Annotated in this window: 18 protein-coding genes; 8 read left to right on the top strand and 10 right to left on the bottom strand. The window is 59.4% G+C overall.

Annotated features, from left to right (window positions below; genetic code table 11):
- The first annotated feature begins 39 nt into the window (after positions 1–39).
- From ACN0XM_RS12520 to ACN0XM_RS12500, 5 genes are all read left to right on the top strand, one after another.
- Entirely contained in the window at positions 40–1,671 is a 1,632-nt protein-coding gene (locus ACN0XM_RS12520) for a PAS domain-containing methyl-accepting chemotaxis protein (RefSeq protein ID WP_417567275.1), read from the top strand.
- Positions 1,672–1,722: 51 nt separating this feature from the next.
- A complete protein-coding gene (locus ACN0XM_RS12515; protein WP_417567274.1) occupies positions 1,723–2,037 on the top strand; it encodes a DUF3301 domain-containing protein in 315 nt (104 codons plus the stop codon).
- A gap of 129 nt (positions 2,038–2,166) precedes the next feature.
- Positions 2,167–3,093 (top strand): esterase/lipase family protein, encoded by a 927-nt coding sequence (locus ACN0XM_RS12510; RefSeq protein WP_417567273.1) that lies wholly within the window; start codon positions 2,167–2,169, stop codon positions 3,091–3,093.
- Positions 3,094–3,100: 7 nt separating this feature from the next.
- Positions 3,101–4,198, top strand: coding sequence for a lipase secretion chaperone (locus ACN0XM_RS12505; RefSeq protein WP_417567272.1), 1,098 nt, complete (start codon positions 3,101–3,103; stop codon positions 4,196–4,198).
- A gap of 78 nt (positions 4,199–4,276) precedes the next feature.
- Positions 4,277–5,671 (top strand): sensor histidine kinase, encoded by a 1,395-nt coding sequence (locus ACN0XM_RS12500; RefSeq protein ID WP_417567271.1) that lies wholly within the window; start codon positions 4,277–4,279, stop codon positions 5,669–5,671.
- Here the strand turns inward: ACN0XM_RS12500 and ACN0XM_RS12495 are convergent.
- Positions 5,604–6,263 carry a response regulator transcription factor gene (locus ACN0XM_RS12495; RefSeq protein ID WP_417567270.1) on the bottom strand — a complete coding sequence of 220 codons (660 nt, stop codon included), beginning with the start codon at positions 6,261–6,263 and terminating at the stop codon, positions 5,604–5,606. The two genes, ACN0XM_RS12500 and ACN0XM_RS12495, sit on opposite strands and share 68 nt — an antisense overlap.
- 211 nt (positions 6,264–6,474) lie before the next feature.
- Between ACN0XM_RS12495 and ACN0XM_RS12490 the strand changes: the two genes are divergently transcribed.
- From ACN0XM_RS12490 to ACN0XM_RS12480, 3 genes are all read left to right on the top strand, one after another.
- On the top strand, positions 6,475–7,797 hold the full coding sequence (locus ACN0XM_RS12490; RefSeq protein ID WP_417567269.1) for a substrate-binding domain-containing protein: 1,323 nt from the start codon (positions 6,475–6,477) through the stop codon (positions 7,795–7,797).
- Between the two features lie 152 nt (positions 7,798–7,949).
- Positions 7,950–9,245 (top strand): pyridoxal phosphate-dependent aminotransferase, encoded by a 1,296-nt coding sequence (locus tag ACN0XM_RS12485; protein WP_417567268.1) that lies wholly within the window; start codon positions 7,950–7,952, stop codon positions 9,243–9,245.
- A 56-nt stretch (positions 9,246–9,301) separates the two neighbouring features.
- Positions 9,302–10,126: an inositol monophosphatase family protein gene (locus ACN0XM_RS12480; RefSeq protein ID WP_417567267.1), complete on the top strand. Its 825-nt coding sequence runs from the start codon at positions 9,302–9,304 to the stop codon at positions 10,124–10,126.
- 15 nt (positions 10,127–10,141) lie between these two features.
- Here ACN0XM_RS12480 and slmA read toward each other — a convergent pair whose 3' ends face one another.
- The 9 genes from slmA to ACN0XM_RS12435 form a co-directional block, all read right to left on the bottom strand.
- On the bottom strand, positions 10,142–10,741 hold the full coding sequence (gene slmA, locus ACN0XM_RS12475) for a nucleoid occlusion factor SlmA (protein ID WP_417567266.1): 600 nt from the start codon (positions 10,739–10,741) through the stop codon (positions 10,142–10,144).
- Between the two features lie 90 nt (positions 10,742–10,831).
- Positions 10,832–11,641: a thiazole synthase gene (locus ACN0XM_RS12470; protein ID WP_417567265.1), complete on the bottom strand. Its 810-nt coding sequence runs from the start codon at positions 11,639–11,641 to the stop codon at positions 10,832–10,834.
- Positions 11,642–11,721: 80 nt separating this feature from the next.
- Complete coding sequence (gene thiS, locus ACN0XM_RS12465) at positions 11,722–11,922, bottom strand: sulfur carrier protein ThiS (protein WP_417567264.1); 201 nt, start codon at positions 11,920–11,922, stop codon at positions 11,722–11,724.
- 27 nt (positions 11,923–11,949) lie between these two features.
- Positions 11,950–12,276, bottom strand: coding sequence for a DUF423 domain-containing protein (locus tag ACN0XM_RS12460; protein WP_417567416.1), 327 nt, complete (start codon positions 12,274–12,276; stop codon positions 11,950–11,952).
- 76 nt (positions 12,277–12,352) lie between these two features.
- Complete coding sequence (locus ACN0XM_RS12455) at positions 12,353–13,153, bottom strand: symmetrical bis(5'-nucleosyl)-tetraphosphatase (protein WP_417567263.1); 801 nt, start codon at positions 13,151–13,153, stop codon at positions 12,353–12,355.
- Positions 13,146–13,976 (bottom strand): 16S rRNA (adenine(1518)-N(6)/adenine(1519)-N(6))-dimethyltransferase RsmA, encoded by an 831-nt coding sequence (gene rsmA / locus ACN0XM_RS12450; RefSeq protein ID WP_417567262.1) that lies wholly within the window; start codon positions 13,974–13,976, stop codon positions 13,146–13,148. The genes ACN0XM_RS12455 and rsmA overlap by 8 nt, the downstream gene beginning before the upstream one ends.
- Positions 13,973–14,983 (bottom strand): 4-hydroxythreonine-4-phosphate dehydrogenase PdxA, encoded by a 1,011-nt coding sequence (pdxA, locus tag ACN0XM_RS12445; RefSeq protein ID WP_417567261.1) that lies wholly within the window; start codon positions 14,981–14,983, stop codon positions 13,973–13,975. The genes rsmA and pdxA overlap by 4 nt, the downstream gene beginning before the upstream one ends.
- Entirely contained in the window at positions 14,983–16,323 is a 1,341-nt protein-coding gene (locus ACN0XM_RS12440; protein ID WP_417567260.1) for a peptidylprolyl isomerase, read from the bottom strand. Before ACN0XM_RS12440 ends, pdxA begins: the two co-directional genes overlap by 1 nt.
- 62 nt (positions 16,324–16,385) lie before the next feature.
- Positions 16,386–18,707 (bottom strand): LPS-assembly protein LptD, encoded by a 2,322-nt coding sequence (locus ACN0XM_RS12435; protein WP_417567415.1) that lies wholly within the window; start codon positions 18,705–18,707, stop codon positions 16,386–16,388.
- Between the last annotated feature and the right edge of the window lie 13 nt (positions 18,708–18,720).

The following is an 18,720-nucleotide window of genomic DNA, read 5'->3' as shown; positions in this document are numbered from 1 at the left end:
TGACAATCAGAAAAACAGCTGTCATGGCAAGGAAACATCATGCGCGTCAACGAACCCGTCACCAAAAAAGAACGGCTTTACCCGGAAAACTATCACCTGATCACGACCACCGATCTACGTGGAAAGATCACGGCTGCTAACGAAGAGTTTGCCGAGGTGGCAGGTTATTCGATCGATGAACTGGTGGGGCAGCCGCACAACTTTATACGTCACCCGGACATGCCACCGGGTGCCTTCGAGAACCTCTGGCAGACCATCAAAGGCGGCGAATCCTGGCGCGGCATCGTCAAGAACAGGTGTAAGAACGGTGACCACTACTGGGTTGATGCCTTTGTAACTCCGATCCGCAAGGACGGCCAAATCGTCGAATTCCAATCAGTCCGCACGCGCCCTCAGCCTGATCAGATTGCCCGGGCTGAAAAACTCTACAAAACCTGGAACCAGGGCAAGGTGCCCCGGCGGTATCTCGCAGTCAGCCCGTCCCTGACGCTGAAACTTGGCTGCCTTTATGGATTTCTGGCTTCCGCCATTCTCGTATTCGGCCTGACAGAGCTGAGCCTTTCCCACATGCTGGTTCTTCAGGGTCTCGTATTCTCGGTCTTCGCGGTACTTTTCTGGCTTACCCTACCCATGATGCGAAGCGCCAGGGCCGCCTGCTGCGAGGCCCACCCGGCCATGCCATGGATCTACACTGGTCGGCGTGACGAAGGCGCCTGGATAGAGTTCGACCGGCAGAAGCGGGATGCGGTCCTGCGCGCTGTCTCGGCCCGTATGCACGCCAATATCGGAACGCTCCATGGCCGGAAACAGCGCACGGTTGAATGGGTTTCCAACTCGGTGGCCAGCATCCGCAGCCAACAGAATGACATCAAGGACATTACCCGGGCCTTCGAGGAGTTGGCCGAGAGCGTCCGGCGGGTCAGTGAACTGACCGCCCGCACCCACGAGGCAACGGACGCCGCCCGCCAGTCCGCGGGCCAGTGCCGTGACCAGATGACCACCATGAACCAGTCGCTCTCAGAAATGAGGAGCCAGCTGTCTGTTGCCAACGAGCGGATGCAGAAGCTTTCCGAAAAAAGCGATGCCATCGGCATGGTCCTTGACGTGATATCGGACATTGCGGAACAGACCAACCTGCTGGCACTGAATGCCGCGATTGAAGCGGCGCGGGCCGGCGAATCCGGCCGTGGGTTTGCGGTGGTCGCAGACGAAGTCCGGGGCCTTGCGTTGCGAACCCACGAATCAACCCGAAAGATCGACGAGATGATCGGCGCCCTTCAGACCGAAACCCGGGAGGTGGTCGATGTGATCACCGGCGGTGCCCGGAGCTGCGAACAAACAGCCGCCATTGCCGGTGAAGTCAGCTCGACACTGGAAGCGACCTTGCGCGATGTTGATGTCATAACCTCCTGCACTCACGAGGTTGCCGGAGCGACCGAGCAGCAGGCCGCCCTGAGCGTTCAGGTCGAACGCCAGGCGGAAAGTCTTCTAGAACTGGGCAACCGGTCGGTGCAAAGCAGTGAAAGCGCCCGGGAAGAGTCAGAACACCTGGGCACCAACGTCGACCAGGCCCAACTGCTGACCAGCCACTTCCTGCAGATGCTGTGCGAGCGACTGCTGCCGGCTCAGACACCAAAGGACAGGCAACGATTCCCCGAGCCGTTGCAATAAGGTAGGCTGGCGATTAACCCTCCGAATGACTATGGGAAGATCGCCGAAACCGTGACTCTTGGAACCCTGTTCTGGCTGTTTGTTGCCGGATTCGCTGTCTGGTACTGGTGGCGCGCCAAAGCCATCAAGGACTCTGTGCTTCAGGCCGCCCACCGCTATTGCAAAACCATGGATGTCATGCTGCTGGATGACGCCGTTTTCCTTCGCGGCCTCTGGTTCAAGCGCGATGATCAGGGTCGGATCCGGGTATGGCGCCGATTCCTGTTTGATTTTACCTCTACCGGCGAAGAGCGTTATACCGGCCGGATCATCATGCTGGGCCAGCGCATCCAGCACATGGATCTGGAACCCCACCGGTTTTCCTGAATACGTATTCGTCCCGGCCTCACCCAAATGGGCGATTCCTGCCTGAGCTGTTCGAACGAATAATCGACAACGCATCGACGACCGTCGGCTGCATAACGCAGCCGTCAACAAAAACAACAGGAGTCAACCATGCGTATCCGATTCACCACAGCTATCCTGCTGGGGCTGGCCATGCTGTCCGCCTCGTTTCTCAGCCACGCCAGCTACACCCAGACCCGCCACCCCATTGTGCTGGTCCATGGGGTTACCGGTTTTAACACCATCGGCGGGCTGGTCAACTACTTCCACACCATTCCATGGAATCTCGAACGCAGCGGTGCCAGGGTTTATACCGCCAGCGTTTCATTCGTCAACAGCAGTGAGCAAAGGGGCCAGCAGCTGGCCAACTATGTAAACAGCCTGGGCCATGCCAAGGTCAACCTGATGGCCCACAGCCAGGGCGCCCCCACGTCCCGGGTAGCCGCCGCACTCATTCCCCAAAAAATTGCTTCCATCACCTCCATTGATGGCGTCAACAAAGGCTCAAGAGTAGCTGATGTGGTTCGCGGCATTCTTCCTCCCGGCAGCTATGTGGAAGGCGGGGCAGATGCTATCGCCAACGCCCTCGGTGACCTGATCAACGCCCTGTCTGGCGCCAACAATCCGCAGGACGGACTCGCCGCTCTGGAAACCCTGACAACACCTGGAACCATCAGCCTGAACGATGCTCTGGGCTGGAAAGGGGTTAACCGCAATGCCTGTGCAGGTACCAGTGAAGACGTGTGGATTAATGGTAATCGCATCAAGTTTTTCTCCTGGACCGGCCGCGGCGTCTGGACCAATGTCTTTGACATCACCGACCCTTTCCTGGGCATTACCGCCCTGGCTTTCGGCAGTGAGCCGAACGACGGGCTGGTCGGCGTCTGCTCGACCATGATGGGAAATGTGATCGGCACCCACTACGACATGAACCATGTGGATGCCATCAACCACCTGTTGGGCGCACGCTCCCTGTGGACCAACCCGGTTACGCTCTACCGCACCCAGGCTAACCGTCTGAAAAACCGCGGGCTGTGAGGTCATCATGAAACAGACACCCATCGGTCACCGTCGATGGCTGTTTCCCGTCGCCCTGTCGGCCATTCTGGCTGGCAGCGGCCTCTGGTTTGGCGTGGCTGATGGGCCACTGCCAACAGCCGACGCTCCCGCTTCAGTCGCAGGGACAAAAAGCCCTCTGCCATCTCCGCCAAAGAATCCGTCCAGCGCCGGAACGCCACCGGTGGAAGCCGACGCCCGGCCAGATATAGGCACAACCCCGGCGTCACTTGGGCCGAACCCTTTTGCACAATCTCTGGAGGGGACCGACATTGATGGCGCTCTGAAGGCAAACGAAGACGGCCAGCTGGTCATCAATCTGCAGGTCCGCGATTTCTTCGACTATTTCCTCAGTACCGTCGGTGAGGTTTCGCCGGAAACAGCGATCCGCCAGATTGAGCAGATGGCCCGGTCGCATTTGCCAGAGCCCGCTTCCGGGCAGGCACTGGCGCTGCTTGACCAGTACCTGGCTTACAAACAGGCCTCCCTGGCCGTGATGCAAACGAGCCTGGACCCTGCGCGGCGGGGAGATCCCGACTATCAGGTGGCAGCGCTGGGCGATGCCCTTGCGCAATTAAAGGCACTCCGGCAATCCACCTTTGACTCCAACGTTCACCAGGCCTTTTTCGGGCTTGAAGAGGCGTACAGCGAATACACCCTTGCCACGCTGGCCATTCAGCAGCGGAACGACCTGAGCGAGCAAGGCAAGCAGGCGCTGGTTGAGTGGCACCGGAACCAGCTACCGAAGGCTCTGAAAACAACAGAGCAACGCCTTCATGCCAGCACCCGTCAACAGCAGGCACGAGTTAGCGCCATCAACTCCGCCAGTTCACCAGACATTGCCGGGCAACAGCTGAGAGAATTGGGTCTGGACCCGGACGGCGCGGAGAGTGTGGTGAACTACCTCAAGCACCGTGAACGCTTTGATGAACGCTTCAAAACGTTTCAGGAGACGCTCAGCCGGGAGAGCTCATCCGGACTCGCCACGCAGGATCTCGCGACCCAGAGGGAAGAGCTGCTGCAGCAGTACTTTCCCGATCAGCAGGACCGAACCTGGGCAAGATTGAAGCTGCTCGATAAAACCTGACCAGAATGTGCTCAGGCTCGCGAAAGCACGATCCTGAGCCCGCTACAATCCGGGGACTGGCCGCCATTGGACACGGTGATGAATACCGAGCAGATCAAGCACCAACAAACAACCGGCTTCCCAAGACTTCGCTTTGCACCCGACCTTGAACAGAGCTATCAGAAAACCCGTGCATCGCTGACCCGACAGCGGGCGCGGGTCGCGTCCATCGCGGGCCTGATCCTGTTTCTGATCTACGCCGCCATCGATCTGCTGACCTTGCCCGCTGAGCTGGCCCAGGTCACCGTGGCCATCCGGCTGACCATCACCAGCCCCGTTATCACCGTAGTGGCCTGGCTGGCTTTTCGCTCTGCGCCTTCAGACAGAGTCTTTGAGCAGCTCTATACTCTGGCTTATTTTCTCGGTGGCCTCAGCGTAGTTGCGATCATCGGCGTCGCCCGGCATATGGCGTTTCCGCTGCCCTACGAGGGCATGATCCTGATGCTGATGTTCGGCTACTTTGCCATGGGTCTGCCGTTCCTTAGCGCCTCGACGGTCTCACTGGTTCTGGTTTTCAGCTATTTCATGACTGAGTTGTGGAGTGGCATGCCAAGCCCCTTGATCATGAGCAACCTGTTTTTCCTGATGACAGCCAACGTCATCGGCATGGTGGGTGCCTGGACCAGTGAGTACCGCCACCGGGCCCATTTTCTTGACCGACAATTGCTGAACCTGATGCATCAGGCGGCCCGGGACGAGAGCCGGCGCAAAACCGAACTCATTACCGCCGCCAGTCATGATCTGCGCCAACCTCTGAACGTGATCGATATAACGCTGGAAAGTCTGTCGCCGGGTAACGGTGGGGCCAGTCTACAGCCGGTAACCAACCGGTTGAAGGACATGACCCGGCATCTTCGCCGTCTGCTCGGTACCGTGTTCGACAGCGCCAGGCTGAATGAAGGCATGGTTCAGGCAGACATTCAGGCGACTCTGCTGGCCCCGGTTTTCCGGGACCTGAGAGACCTCATGGCCGACTCACTGGGCAGCCAGAACGTGGAACTTCTGATCGACCAGGGTTCCGGCAAGCTGCAGGTTCTGGCGGATCCCAGCCTGCTGTTCCGGGTGCTGCAGAATCTGGTGTTCAATGCCGTGGAACACAGCGGTGGCACGACCGTTCGGGTTTCCGCCGAACACCAGGGCCGGCAGGTCTGTGTGCGGGTCCTGGATAACGGCGCAGGCCTGCCATCGGAGCTCAGGGAGACCCTGTTTTCGCCTTATGTAAGGGGCCGGGGCCAGACCGACTGCCCCGGCCTGGGGCTCGGCCTGACCATCGTCCAGGAATTCACGGCGCTGATGCAGGGCACTTGCGGCGTCGACACGGAAACCGGCCGGGGCTCCGCCTTCTGGATACGACTACCTGCAGCCGCTACAGCCAGCCCCGAGCCCGGGCAAGGTTTACGCATTCCGTCCGGTTATGAACACCAAGCTGGGTGAAAATCGCCTTGAGATGGGTTTTTACCGTGTGCTCGGTCAGATTCAGACTCTGGCAGATTCGCTTGTTGGGAAAGCCCTGGGCCAGCAACAGCAGAACATCCAGCTGTCTGGGCGTAAATGGCAGGTCCTGCGTCAGTGGCACGAGGCCACCGGGGAAATAGCCATCCCCCCGGGTAACCGCCCGGACCATACTCACCAGTGCGGAACGGCCCGCCGACTTTGCCAGGAACCCGCTTGCCCCGGCCGCCCGAGCGGCCCGCACCGTATTGTCATCTTCACTGCTGGAAATAATCACCACGGGCGGAGCCTCCCGGTAACGCGCCAGCCTTGGCAAAAGCGCAAGGCCGGTTTCGCCGTGAAGCGCGATGTCCAGCAGAACCAGCCCAAAGTCATCCTGATGGGCCAGCAGGTCGGCGGCGGACTCCACGGTCCGGACTGTGGTGACCGAAGCGGCCAGCCCCTCCTGCTGCATCAGCCCCGCGAGGCCCTGAGCGAACAGAGCGTGGTCATCGACCAAGAGCACCTTCGCCAGGGGCAACGGACGTTCGGAACGAACCGGGGGCAGCCCCGGCTCTGATGTGACGGCATTCATGGTTATGCCTCTCCCCGCTCTGTTTATTTTTGTTACCGCGGACACGCCACTATAGGACACAAGGTCCCGTTACTCCGCGGTCTACTTAACATTTTTTAACGCGGTTGCCGATATTCGCAGTCTCATATGCAACGACTGAAACACAAACGTCATATTTCTGAAGCATTCTTCTAACCTTTCAACCATTTGACTTGAAAAGGTTTTTCATAAAATGCTCCGACCCATATGGAAGATTGCCACAGTATCCGTATTTTTCATCGCTGCCATCCTTACGCTCCATGCACAGGCATATGAACTCGAGATCCATGGTTCCAATACCGTGGGTGCGACTCTCGCCCCCATGCTGGTTACCGGTTACCTGAAAGAACAAAGCGGAGGCACAGTAACCGCGAAAGGCACCGGGCGGGAAAACGAACAGGCCCTTTCAACCCGGGTGAACAATCGGCAAACTAAGGTGCTGGTTGCCGCCCATGGTTCGAGTACCGGTTTCAAAGCGCTGGCGGCGGGCCAGGCAGATATCTGGGCTTCATCCCGCCCGGTCAAACCGGCCGAAGCGGAGCTGTTTCGCGCCCGGGCAGACCTGACAGCCCTGGAAAGCGAACACGTCATCGCCATCGATGGCCTGGCAATTCTGGTTCATCCGTCCAACCCGGTCAGCCAGATGAGCATTGACACCCTGGGCCAGATCTTCGCCGGGCAGATCCGGAACTGGTCTGAGCTCGGCGGCCGGAACCTGCCCATCCGACTCTACGCCAGAGACGACCGATCCGGCACCTGGGACACCTTTAAGTCTCTGGTTCTGGGCAAGCGATACGTGCTGGACGGGAACGCCAAGCGCTACGAATCCAACGACCAACTGTCTGATGACGTAAGCGGGGACCCCTCAGGTATTGGTTTTTCCGGCCTGGCTTCAGTTCGCAGCAGCAAAGCACTGGCGATTTCCGAAGGCAACGCACCGGCACTCAGGCCTAACCAGCTAACTGTGGCGAGCGAAGACTACCCACTGTCCAGGCGCCTGTTCATGTACACATCAGGCGATGAGATACCGCCCCTGGCAACCGGGCTTATTGAGTTCTCGATTGGCCAGAAAGGCCAGGCCCTGGTCGCGGAGTCAGGATTTATCTCCCAGAACCCTATCGCTGTAAAACCGGAACTGGAAGGTTCGGCGCCGGATAGCTTTCATCGCTTGACCGAAAACTATCTGCGCCTGACCGTCAATTTTCGGTTTTCAGAAGGCCGGACCAAACTCGACAACAAGGCCCGCAGGGATCTGCAGCGAGTGCAGCGGTATCTGGAGGAACAGAACCGGTCCCCCCAGGACCTTTTGCTGATTGGTTTTGCCGACACCCAAAGCCACGAGCTCCGGGCTCAGATGATCTCCGAACTCCGCGCCCTGTCGGTCCGAAAGGCCTTGCAGGAGGCGGGCGTCCAGGACGTTGCATACACAGGCTACGGGCAATATATGCCGGTTGGGGGCAGCGGCAGCCCCCGCAACGGACGGGTAGAGGTCTGGATCAAATCGCGTCCGCAATGATTGGCGCAGCTGGCGAACGGGCATGCGACCAAAGTTTACCCCTGAACTGCGGCAATCACCTATCCGCTACCCCATCACAGATATGTTTGGTTTTCCTATACTGAGGGCGTCATTCTCAACCAACAGCCACTTCCAACCAACAGACAGGGACAATGGACATCCAAAACGACCACCGTTTCGCGATCAACCTGAATGTACGAGGCATCCAGCCCTCCGCTACCCTTCGCATCAACGAGCTGAGCAACCAGCTCAAATCCGAAGGCAAGGACATCATCAAACTCGGGCTGGGCCAGTCACCTTTCCCGGTTCCCGATCGCGTGGTGGAGGCGCTCAGGGAGCATGCCCACGAAAAAGACTACCTGCCGGTCAAGGGCCTGAAGGGCCTGCGGGAAGCTATTGCCGGTTACATCAACCGCAATGAGCGCATGCGCTGCACCTGGGAAGACGTGCTGATCGGCCCGGGTTCGAAGGAACTGCTGTTTATATTGCAACTGGCTTATTACGGCGACCTGCTGATCCCGCGCCCAAGCTGGGTCTCCTATGCTCCGCAGGCGCGGATTATCGGCCGCTCGGTACACTGGTTGCCCACCCACGCCGAGAATAACTGGCAGCTCACTGCTGAGGAGCTGGACATCGTCTGCCGCGATGACCCGTCACGGCCGCGGATTCTGATCCTGAACTACCCGTCTAACCCGACCGGTTGCACCTACACCGATGACCAACTGCTGGCCATTGCCAACGTGGCCCGCAAGTACCGGCTCATTCTGCTGTCGGACGAAATTTATGGGGAAGTGAATTTCGAGGGCAAGCACAAGTCCATCGCCCGCTACTATCCCGAAGGCACCATCATCAGTACCGGCCTGAGCAAGTGGGCCGGCGCCGGTGGCTGGCGCCTGGGCACCTTTATTTTTCCACGGGAGCTGCGGCCGCTGCAGGACGCCATGGCGATCATCGCCAGCGAAACCTATACGGCCACCAGCGCACCCATTCAGCACGCGGCCATTACCGCCTTCAACGGCGGCGACGATATAGAGGAATACCTTAAACAGTCGCGCCGGGTTCTGAAAGTGGTGGGCGAATATATGCATCGGCGACTGAGCGAGATCGGGGCAGTCGTCCAGAAGCCTGAAGGTGCATTCTACCTGTTCCCGGACTTCTCCGGCTTCCGGGACCAGCTGGCGAAGAAGGACATCAAGACCAGTCAGGCGTTCTGCCAGGCCCTCCTGGAAAACACCGGCGTGGCCATCCTGCCGGCCAGCGACTTCGGATTCGTACCGGACCACCTGGCGGCGCGTCTGGCCTTTGTGGATTTTGAAGGGGCCGAATCCCTGCGTCTGGCGGGCGGCGACTACGCGGACCAGGAACTGGGCGATGACTTCGTCAAACAGGCCTGCCCGCGGCTAGTGAAAGCCATGGACAGGATGGAGCAGTGGCTGAACAGCCTCTGATTCTGCCGTGTTAGACTGGCGCCCTCATTCTCTTACGGGATATCAACGAGGGCGTCATGTCTGATTCTGCTTCTCTGCTCGAGTTTACCGACTTTGCCGAAAACCTGGCTCGCGAAGCCGGCGAACTGATACGCCGCGAGCGGGACGGCAATGCCCTGCGTACCGACTACAAGCACCAGACCGAACTGGTGACCCACGCCGATGTCATGGCCGACGAATTCATCACCGGCGCCATCCGTAAGCGCTTCCCGGGCCACCGAATCCTTTCCGAAGAAACCATGCCGGACCTCAGCCAGGCCGAGGAACTGGACACTCCCTTGTGGATCGTCGACCCCATAGACGGCACTGTGAATTACGCCTACGGCCATCCCCAGGTTGCGGTTTCCATTGCCTTTGCTGAAAAAGGGCGAGTGCAGGCAGGGGTCGTGCATGCCCCCTTCCCGGGAGAAACGTTCCGGGCAACCCGTTCAGAAGGCGCCACCCTTAATGGCCGCCCAATCCGCCATAGTGGCGCCACGGTTCCCAGGGATTCGCTGTTCGCCACCGGTTTCCCGTATACCAAGGACGGCCTTGAGCCTCTGATCAAACGTCTGGATGCCATGATTCACCAATGCCGGGACTTGCGCCGGATTGGCTCAGCGGCTCTCGACATCTGTTGGGTAGCCTGCGGCCGCCTGGACATTTACTACGAGAATGTCAGCCCCTGGGACTTCGCCGCCGCCCGCCTGATCGCCCTGGAAGCCGGCGCCACAGCTGGCCACTTCAGCGAGGTGCCGGAAGGCTACCCCGCCGACCTCTGGGGCCGGGATATCCTGATCTCGGCGCCGGCTATCTGGAAGCCGGTTCGCGAGATTCTTCGTTTGGCTTCGGGGTATGATTAGGATCGGCTTGTTGGACTACGGCTGCGCCCAGCCCCAAACACCCTCAGCAACCAGCCCCCAACACTCGTCAAAGTCAGTGGAAGGTAAGCGCGAAAACGACGACCGGATGAATCGCTGAATCCGGCCCTCAACGAACACCAGGACATAATCCGCGCCCCGGGCGGCGCTCGTTCTTGGGCGTAGACCCTGGCGGATTTCGCCTTCCTTGAGGGTCTGACGCACCTGGGTTTCCAGGCGCTCGAAGAATTGGGAAGCCCGTTTGCGCAGGGTGTCGTTTTCGCCCATCAATGCATCACCAGTCAGCACGCAGCACAGGCCCGGATTACGTTCGGCGAACACCAACACCAGGTGCACAAGTTGCTGCAGACGGACCCGCACATCCTCCTGTTCCTGCAGGATCACCTGGCAGCGGGAAAACACGGCGTCTTCGGCAAACTCGATAAGTGCCTCGAACATTTTCCGCTTGCTGGGAAAATGACGGTACAAGGCCGCCTCGGTGACACCCACGGATTTGGCGAGGCCGGCGGTGGTGATACGGGCTCCCGGGTCGGTCTCCAGGAGTTCCACAAGGGCATGGAGAATCGCCTCACGGCGACTGGGCTTCTGGTTAGTCATGGCAGGACAGCAGCGCTCTGATTTATCGTTGTCGGGGCCGGTCGTTCGGTGCCGACCCTCGGTTATCGTTTGTTGGGATTGTGCCCGAGATCAGAAGAAGGTGCCATCAATGGGCGACGATGCGCTGGCGTAGAGTTTCTTGGGCATACGGCCCGCCAGATATGCTTCACGACCTGCCTCGATGGCCAGGCGCATAGCGTTGGCCATCTTGATAGGGTCTTTGGCCTGGGCAATAGCAGTGTTCATCAGTACGCCATCGCAGCCCAGTTCCATGGCAATGGTGGCGTCTGACGCGGTGCCCACGCCAGCATCAACAAGCACCGGTACATTGGCGTTTTCAACAATCAGACGGATGTTGTACCGGTTCTGGATGCCAAGCCCGGAACCAATCGGCGCGCCCAGCGGCATGATGGCCACGCAGCCCATGTCTTCGAGGCGCTTGGCCAGCAATGGATCATCGGAGCAGTAGACCATCACCTTGAAGCCGTCTTTGATCAGCTCCTCGGCAGCCACCAGCGTTTCGGTCATGTTCGGGTAGAGCGTCTTTTCCTCACCCAGCACTTCCAGTTTGACCAGGTCGTGACCATCGAGGAGTTCGCGGGCCAGTTTGCAGGTGCGCACGGCATCTTTGGCGGTATAGCAGCCGGCCGTGTTCGGCAGGATGGTGTAGTGACTTGGAGAAATCACATCCAATAGATTCGGCTCATCCGGGTTCTGGCCCAGATTGGTACGCCGTACCGCAACCGTTACTATTTCCGCGCCACTGGTCTCGATGGCGTGGCCGGCCTCCATCATGTCGCGATACTTGCCGGTACCAACCAGCAACCGCGACTGGTAAACACGGCCGGCGATTTCGAGGGGCTTGTCTTCGGGAAGCTGGAGTTCGGGTTCGTCTGTCATAGTGTTCCTGTTTTTTTTTGAGTTCGGGAGGGTGAAAACCGTCGGTACCGATGGGGCAATCAGCAGCGGGCGCGGTTTTGTCAGCCGCCGCCAATGGCGTGGACGACTTCAACCCGGTCGCCATCACTCAGGGTAAATTCCGGGTGCTGGCTCCGGGGCACGATGTCTTCATTCACCTCGACAGCCAGCCGTTTGCCCGCGAGGGCCAATTGTTCGATCAGTGTCGCAATGGTCGCGCCAGCCGGCAGCTCCATCGCGTTACCATTCACTTCAACCTGCATGAGCGTCTTGAACCTCTATTATACTCGTCACTTGTTCCGGCTTATGCCAGCCGCTATCAACAGTGCCCAGCCGACCATAAAACACACCCCGCCGAGCGGCGTAATCGGACCAATCCAGCGGATTTCGGTCAAGGCCAACAGATAAAGACTGCCGCTGAAGAACAGGATACCAGCCAGATAAAACCCGGCAGCCCAACCCAGAAGCTTCCGGGACAGGCCCAGCACGGATAGAACTGCCACCAGAACCAACGCAATGGAGTGATACATCTGATAGGTGACGGCGGTCTGGAAAACTTCAAGGCCCCGCTCACTGACCAGGCTGCGCAGGCCATGGGCGCCAAACGCGCCGGCCATCACCCCCAGAAGCGCCAGGAGGCCACCGGCGACGAGGGGCACTCTCGAAACGCGCCCGATGCGGTTTTGTACGGATTCAGCAGTCACAGTGGATCTTTTCCCCCGAATCCAGGTTCATCATGGTCAATACACCGCCCCAGACGCAGCCAGTATCCAGGCCAATAAACCGGTCAACGCCGGTGTTGCCTTCCAGAGCCGCCCAGTGCCCGAATACCACGCGAGTGTCGTCGTTACGAGGGAAGCGAAACCAAGGGGCAAAGCCTTCCGGGGCATCACCCGCCGACTCCTTGGTGGTCAATTCCAGGGTGCCATCTTCGGCGATAAACCGCATACGGGTGAAGTAATTGGTAATAGCCCGCCAGCGGTCCATCCCCGTCAGATGGTCATCCCAGCACTCCGGCTGATTGCCGTACATGTGAGTGAAGTATTCTTCGGCAGCGCTGCCGCGGATCACCTCTTCCACCTCACGGGCATAACCCATGGCCTGGCCCACAGACCAGATGTGAGGCAGACCAGCGTGAACCATTACAAGATTGCGGGCCGAATCGTGAATACAAAGAGCCTGTTGGCGGAGCCAGTCCACCAGCCGGTCGTGGTCCGGCGCTTCCAGAATATCGGTCAGGGTATCTTTATGGCGGGCTTCGTGGCCACCCAGAGCAACCGCCAGTAGATGCAGGTCGTGATTGCCGAGCACCACCAACGCGGAGCTACCCAGGCTTTCGATGTACCTCAGGGTTTCCAGCGAGGAAGGGCCCCGATTAATCAGGTCCCCCGCGACCCACAGGCGATCCCGTGAGGGTGAGAACTCCACTTTGGCCAGGATATCCCTGAGACGGTCGTAACAGCCCTGAATATCGCCAATGGCGTAGTCAGTCATCACTTACCTCGTTTGCAGGATTAGCCGAACCCTTTTCATCCACCAACAGGTCTGCAATGGCCACATATTCGGCCAGGCTCAGGTTCTCAGGGCGTAACCCGTCATTGATTCCCAGGCTCTGAAGCTGTGCCACCGAAACCATACCGCCAAGGGCCTTGCGCAGGGTTTTCCGGCGGGCGTTGAAGGCAGTCCGCACCACGGCCTGCAGGGTCGTCAGATCCCTTGCCGGGTGCGGCAGGGTCTGATGAGGCACAAGGCGCACAATGGCCGAGTCCACTTTCGGTGCCGGCCGGAAAGCGCCGGGGCCAACCTCAAACAACGGCTGCACCTTGCAGAAATACTGGGTCATGATACCCAGGCGCCCGTAATTATTGTCCCCCGGTACCGCCGCCATTCGTTGCACCACCTCTTTCTGCAGCATGAAGTGCATATCCTGCACGACACCCGCCTGGCCGAGCAGGTGAAAGATCAAGGGCGTAGAAATATTGTACGGCAGGTTACCGATAATCCGCAGGGGCCGATCAACCACCAACTGGCTGAAATCGAATTTGAGCGCGTCAGCCTCGTGGATCCGGAGTTCCGGATAGTTGAAGAACTTGGTGCGTAGTACCGGAATCAGGTCCCGGTCAAGTTCCACCACCTGGAGCCTCGGGTTTACCGCCAGAATTTCCTCGGTCAGTGCACCAAGGCCTGGGCCAATTTCCACAATGGCATCATCAGGCTTGGGGTTAATCGCGCGAATGATCCGCTCAATCACCCCTGGATCGTGCAGGAAATTCTGACCAAACCGTTTTCTGGCCTGGTGGCCGGCTTTGTTACTCACGAAGGTTTCTCTTGATTGGCGGATTTAGAACAGCGAGCCATGTGCTCACCCACCTTGATAGCGGTACGCAAACTGCCGGAATCCGCCCGGCCGGTGCCGGCCAGATCCAGGGCCGTCCCATGGTCTACAGACGTGCGGACAATCGGCAGGCCGAGCGTGATGTTCACCGCGCGACCAAAACCCTGGAATTTCAGCACCGGCAACCCCTGATCATGGTACATCGCCAGAACCGCATCGGCCTGATCAAGCCAGTGCGGTGTAAACAGGGTATCGGCCGGCAATGGCCCGGTCAGTGAAATCCCCTCAGCCCTGAGCCTTTTCAGGGTTGGCTCGATCGTTTCGATTTCCTCGCGACCAAGATGACCACCCTCGCCTGCATGGGGATTCAGGCCCGCTACCAGAATTCGCGGCTGTTCGATCCCGAAGAATCGCCTCAGGTCGGCATCGAGAATCCGGGTCACCTGAGACAAGCGCTCTGGCGTGATGGCGGCCGAAACGTCCTTGAGCGGTAAGTGGGTCGTTACCAGCGCCACACGTAGCTGCTCGGTGGCGAGCATCATCACCACCCGCTCGACCCCGCACAGCTCCTGCAGAAATTCAGTGTGGCCGCTGAACGGAATACCGGCGTCGTTGATCACCCCTTTGTGAACCGGCGCCGTAACCATGCCATCAAAATCCCCGCTCTGGCAGCCGCTTCCGGCAATTTCCAGGGTTCTGAGGACATAGGCGCTGCTGGCAGGGTCGAGCTTACCTGCCTCGTTGCTGGCACAGCCCTCCACGTGCAGCACGGACAAATGGCCCGCCTGCATCCGGGGCGAATCCCCCGGGCGCCAGGGGTGCAGCGCAACCGTCAAACCCAGTTGTTGCGCCCGGGCTTCCAGCAATGGCTGGCTTGCAATCACCACAACTCCGGCGGTCCGGGACGCCAGTGCAAGCTGAAGACAAAGCTCCGGACCAATGCCCGCAGGCTCGCCTGCTGTCAGTGCCAGAACCAGAGGTTTACCCATCAGGAAACCGGCTCGTCTTCTGCGGGATCATCCTTGGCGTACTCGCCCTTGAACTCGACAAAGGCCTCGTCGCGAATCTCCCGGAGCCAGTTCTGCAATTCGGTCTCGAACTTGCGGCGGTAGATTGCCTGGCGCGCCTCAGACTCTCGCACCTCACCACTAATGTCCTTCTGACGGCGCTCCTGAACCTGCAAAATGTGCCAGCCGAACTGGGACCGGAATGGCCCCCTGAGCTCACCGACATCAGCCTCAAGCATCGCCTGCTCAAACGCCGGCACCATCTGGCCCGGGCTGACCCAGCCCAGATTGCCGCCGTCGGAGCCGGATACCGGATCGTCAGAATACTCTTTGGCCAAGGCGCTGAAACTGGCACCGTTCCGAAGCTGTTGGTAAAGGTCGCGGATTTTGGCTTCCGCCTCGCTATCGGCAACTGCTTCGGACGGCCGAACCAGGATATGACGAACACGATGCTGTTGAATGACCTGCTGCTGCTCGCCGCCGCGCTTGTCCATCACCATCACCAGGTGAAAGCCACTGTTGTTTTCCAGCACCGGCGATGACTCGCCCACCGCCAGATCCGGCACCACCGGGGCGACCAGCGAGGGCAGCTGCCCCTCGGCCCGCCAGCCCATGTCGCCCCCCTCAAGGGCATTGCTGGCATCGGACTCTGCCACTGCAACTTCACGGAAATCACGCCCTTGGGCGATCTCGCTGCGCAGTCGCTCGGCCTTTTCCCGGGCCGCGTCCACTGCGTCTTCGTCGGAAGGATCATCAACACTGATAAAAATATAGGCCAGCCGGTATTCCGCACCGTTATTTCCAAGGGCTTGCTGGCTCTCGAGGTAATTTTCAACCTCCCGATCGGTCACCCGGACCCGGTTACCTACCTGCCGCTGCTGCACCCGGCTGGTCAGCATTTCCTTGCGGATCTGCTCCCGGGCCTGGTTATAGGTCACCCCTTCCGCTTCCAGTTGCGCTTCAAAATCAGCCAGGGTCATGCCATTGCGCTCGGCAATGTTGGCCATGGTCTCGTTCAGTTCGTTATCGCTGATGCGCATGCCGGCCCGGTCCGCCATCTGCATCTGGATCGATTCGGTGATCAGCTGGTCAAGTACCCGTTCTTCCAGCACCGGTCTCGGTGGCAGCCCTGTGCCCTGGGCTCTGAGCCGGCTGGCGATGGTGTTAATCCGGGCCTCCAGTTCGGTCTGCAGAATGACATCCTCATCCACGATGGCCACCACCTGATCCAGCAGTTTTCGCTCTGCCTGAACGGTCAGCGGCGCCAGCACGGCAAGAATAACCAGTAACGCTTGAACACCATGGCGAAGAGTCGCCTTCATAATCACCTCTGCAAATGGAATGTGAGCCTGCACGCCAGTACGGGGTTTAGTCCAGTTCCCGGTCAGGGAGTTCCGTATCGGCGACGCTCCCTTTCATCAAATCCGTAAATCGCCTCGGAAATCCGCGACGAGGCACCACCACTGCCACCGAGGCCCTTAAGCTGAACCTGGAACAGAATGCGGCCCTCAAGCTGCTGGTCGTCGGTCAGGTAGTTCTGGTGGACCACCTGAACACTCCAGCAGCAGTTGTTGTATTCCAGGCCAGCCAGAGAGCCTACCGTACGATCAAGATCCGAGTCGTAGACCCAGCGGCCGATGAGACTAACACGATCCGACACCGGGAAAACGGCTGCAATGTCCGATTGTTCCAGTTCATCCCGGCTGTAGGTATGGCCCAGACTGGCCAGGTAACGATAGTCGCTGGAGTGGAATGTCAGCTGACTTCGACCCTCTTCAGTATCACCGGTATCCGGGTCCCACAGACCGGAAGACCGGATTTCCAGAGTATCCAGCGGATTGAGCACCACTTCCCCCGCCAGCGGCGAGCGACTCCGGGTACCGCCACCATCGCCGAACAGAGTGACCTCACGATCCTCGAAATACTGCACCTGGCCAATACTGAACCGGGCACGCTCGGCACCTGTGAGCAAGTCATTGAAACGGCTGGTCAGGGCGACGGTCAACTGGTTGGTATCGCCAACGCGGTCGCCACCGGTGAAACGGTCAGGTCGGAATAGCTGATCAAAGCGGAAGGTTTGAAGGGCCGTATCAAAGTCAGGAATGTCATTCTGGTCGGCCTCGGCATCGGCCCAGGCATAATAAAGCCTTGGCTCCAGGGACTGGTTGTAGGGCACATCGAACAGACTCCCCTGGCGGTCGAAATATAAGCCATTGTCCCATTCGGCAACCGGCACAGTACGATCAAAGGAACCCTCGCCAAGATCGTAGTCTTCAAGCTCGTAACGGGTGTAATCAACGCTGAACGCAGGCCGGCTGAAGCCCCACAGGGCTCTCATGGGCAAAGCCAGCTCCGGCCTCGCCCGAAAACGCTGGCCATTGGCCCGGTCCAGGCCGGCCAGGCCTTCATTTTCCCGATAGAAAACGGTGTACTGACTGTCCAGGTTGGTCTCGAACACGCCCGCTTCCGCCTGGCCCGCATAGATCACGTTTGGCAGCTGGGCGTAGGGTTTGTTCTGGTTGGCAATACGCTGGCTGATGGTCTGGTAATCGTTCAGATAGGCGTCGAAATATTGCTGGGCACTGCGATAGGTAACGCCGCCTTTGCGTTGGAGGGGCGTTGCCTGATTGATGGCCAGACTGCGGTTCAGATCGCTGAGATAATCATCGTCACTGACCGCGGAAAAATCCCCGTAACCGGACCAGCCACTGCCAAAGTTCGCCCGTGTTGTCGCATCCAGGGCCCAGCGCTCCCCCGACTCACCGGGATTAACATCCGCGTATTCCGAGTCATTATTAATATACCCCAGTTGCAGGTCAGTCTCGCCAAGGGAGCTCAGATAACGACCCTCCACCTCGCTGAACAGGCCGCGGCCGTGAATGTACTGGGGGGTGAGCGTGGCGTCATAATGTGGTGCCAGGTTCAAATAATACGGCACTGCGAGAAAGCCGCCACTGCCGGCACTGGACGAGCCGAACTGGGGGTACAGAAAACCGGATTTCCGGCGGTCATCAATGGGGAAACTGGCCCATGGCCAATAGAAAACCGGCACATCCAGTACCTCGAGACGAACGTGCCTGGCAGTGCCAAAGCCCTCCGCCCGGTCCAGTTTGATATCCGAAGCAACGATGGCCCAGTCATTCTGCCCCGGGCCACAGGTAGTCAGTAACCCGTCCTCAATCACGACCTGTTGCTCGCTGAGTCGCGACAGGCTGCTGGCCCGGCCACGCATTTCCGGGCCATGCAGCAAGAAGGTGGCGGTGTTGACGTCGAGGCGTCCGGTCTCAACGCTGTAATTGGCGCTGTCACCGGTCAGCAGGAAACCGTTGCCTCGGCTCACCAGAGGCCCCTGAACCGACACCGCCCCCTCGGCCTGACTGTACCGTGCTTGCGAACCCGTCACCTGGAACTGGCCCTGGCGAATACGGACATCGCCCTGAAGGAAGAGCTCCTGATCGATCTCATAGCGGGCGTTGAGGCCGCTGGCTTCCAGCGGCCGTTCCGCGTCAGCGCCACCGTCGAATGCACTGCCTACACCTTCTCCACCGCCAGACGGCAGGTAGCCGCCCTCACAGAATACGGGCACTGCCAACCGGGCCTCTTCCGGCAATTCAGCCCTGGGCCGCCAGTCAATCTCCGCCGCCGAGGGCGCTGTTTCGGCATGGCCCGCGGCACAGCCTAACCCCAGCGTGCCAGCCAACAGCAATTGGCCATACCGG

Source organism: Marinobacter sp. (assembly GCF_048269445.1).
Taxonomy (GTDB): Bacteria; Pseudomonadota; Gammaproteobacteria; order Pseudomonadales; family Oleiphilaceae; genus Marinobacter.
The sequence above is the reverse complement of the archived record's forward strand: the minus strand, read 5'-3'. Positions and strand labels throughout refer to the sequence as shown.

Excerpts from the sequence above, each read along its gene's own strand:
- ACN0XM_RS12520 (WP_417567275.1), top strand. The coding sequence starts at position 40 with ATGCGCGTCAACGAACCCGTCACCAAAAAAGAACGGCTTTACCCGGAA.
- ACN0XM_RS12510 (WP_417567273.1), top strand. The coding sequence starts at position 2,167 with ATGCGTATCCGATTCACCACAGCTATCCTGCTGGGGCTGGCCATGCTG.
- ACN0XM_RS12505 (WP_417567272.1), top strand. The coding sequence starts at position 3,101 with ATGAAACAGACACCCATCGGTCACCGTCGATGGCTGTTTCCCGTCGCC.
- ACN0XM_RS12500 (WP_417567271.1), top strand. The coding sequence starts at position 4,277 with ATGAATACCGAGCAGATCAAGCACCAACAAACAACCGGCTTCCCAAGA.
- ACN0XM_RS12495 (WP_417567270.1), bottom strand. The coding sequence starts at position 6,263 with ATGAATGCCGTCACATCAGAGCCGGGGCTGCCCCCGGTTCGTTCCGAA.
- ACN0XM_RS12490 (WP_417567269.1), top strand. The coding sequence starts at position 6,475 with ATGCTCCGACCCATATGGAAGATTGCCACAGTATCCGTATTTTTCATC.
- ACN0XM_RS12485 (WP_417567268.1), top strand. The coding sequence starts at position 7,950 with ATGGACATCCAAAACGACCACCGTTTCGCGATCAACCTGAATGTACGA.
- ACN0XM_RS12480 (WP_417567267.1), top strand. The coding sequence starts at position 9,302 with ATGTCTGATTCTGCTTCTCTGCTCGAGTTTACCGACTTTGCCGAAAAC.
- slmA (WP_417567266.1), bottom strand. The coding sequence starts at position 10,741 with ATGACTAACCAGAAGCCCAGTCGCCGTGAGGCGATTCTCCATGCCCTT.
- ACN0XM_RS12470 (WP_417567265.1), bottom strand. The coding sequence starts at position 11,641 with ATGACAGACGAACCCGAACTCCAGCTTCCCGAAGACAAGCCCCTCGAA.
- thiS (WP_417567264.1), bottom strand. The coding sequence starts at position 11,922 with ATGCAGGTTGAAGTGAATGGTAACGCGATGGAGCTGCCGGCTGGCGCG.
- ACN0XM_RS12460 (WP_417567416.1), bottom strand. The coding sequence starts at position 12,276 with ATGGCCGGCGCGTTTGGCGCCCATGGCCTGCGCAGCCTGGTCAGTGAG.
- ACN0XM_RS12455 (WP_417567263.1), bottom strand. The coding sequence starts at position 13,153 with ATGACTGACTACGCCATTGGCGATATTCAGGGCTGTTACGACCGTCTC.
- pdxA (WP_417567261.1), bottom strand. The coding sequence starts at position 14,983 with ATGGGTAAACCTCTGGTTCTGGCACTGACAGCAGGCGAGCCTGCGGGC.
- ACN0XM_RS12440 (WP_417567260.1), bottom strand. The coding sequence starts at position 16,323 with ATGAAGGCGACTCTTCGCCATGGTGTTCAAGCGTTACTGGTTATTCTT.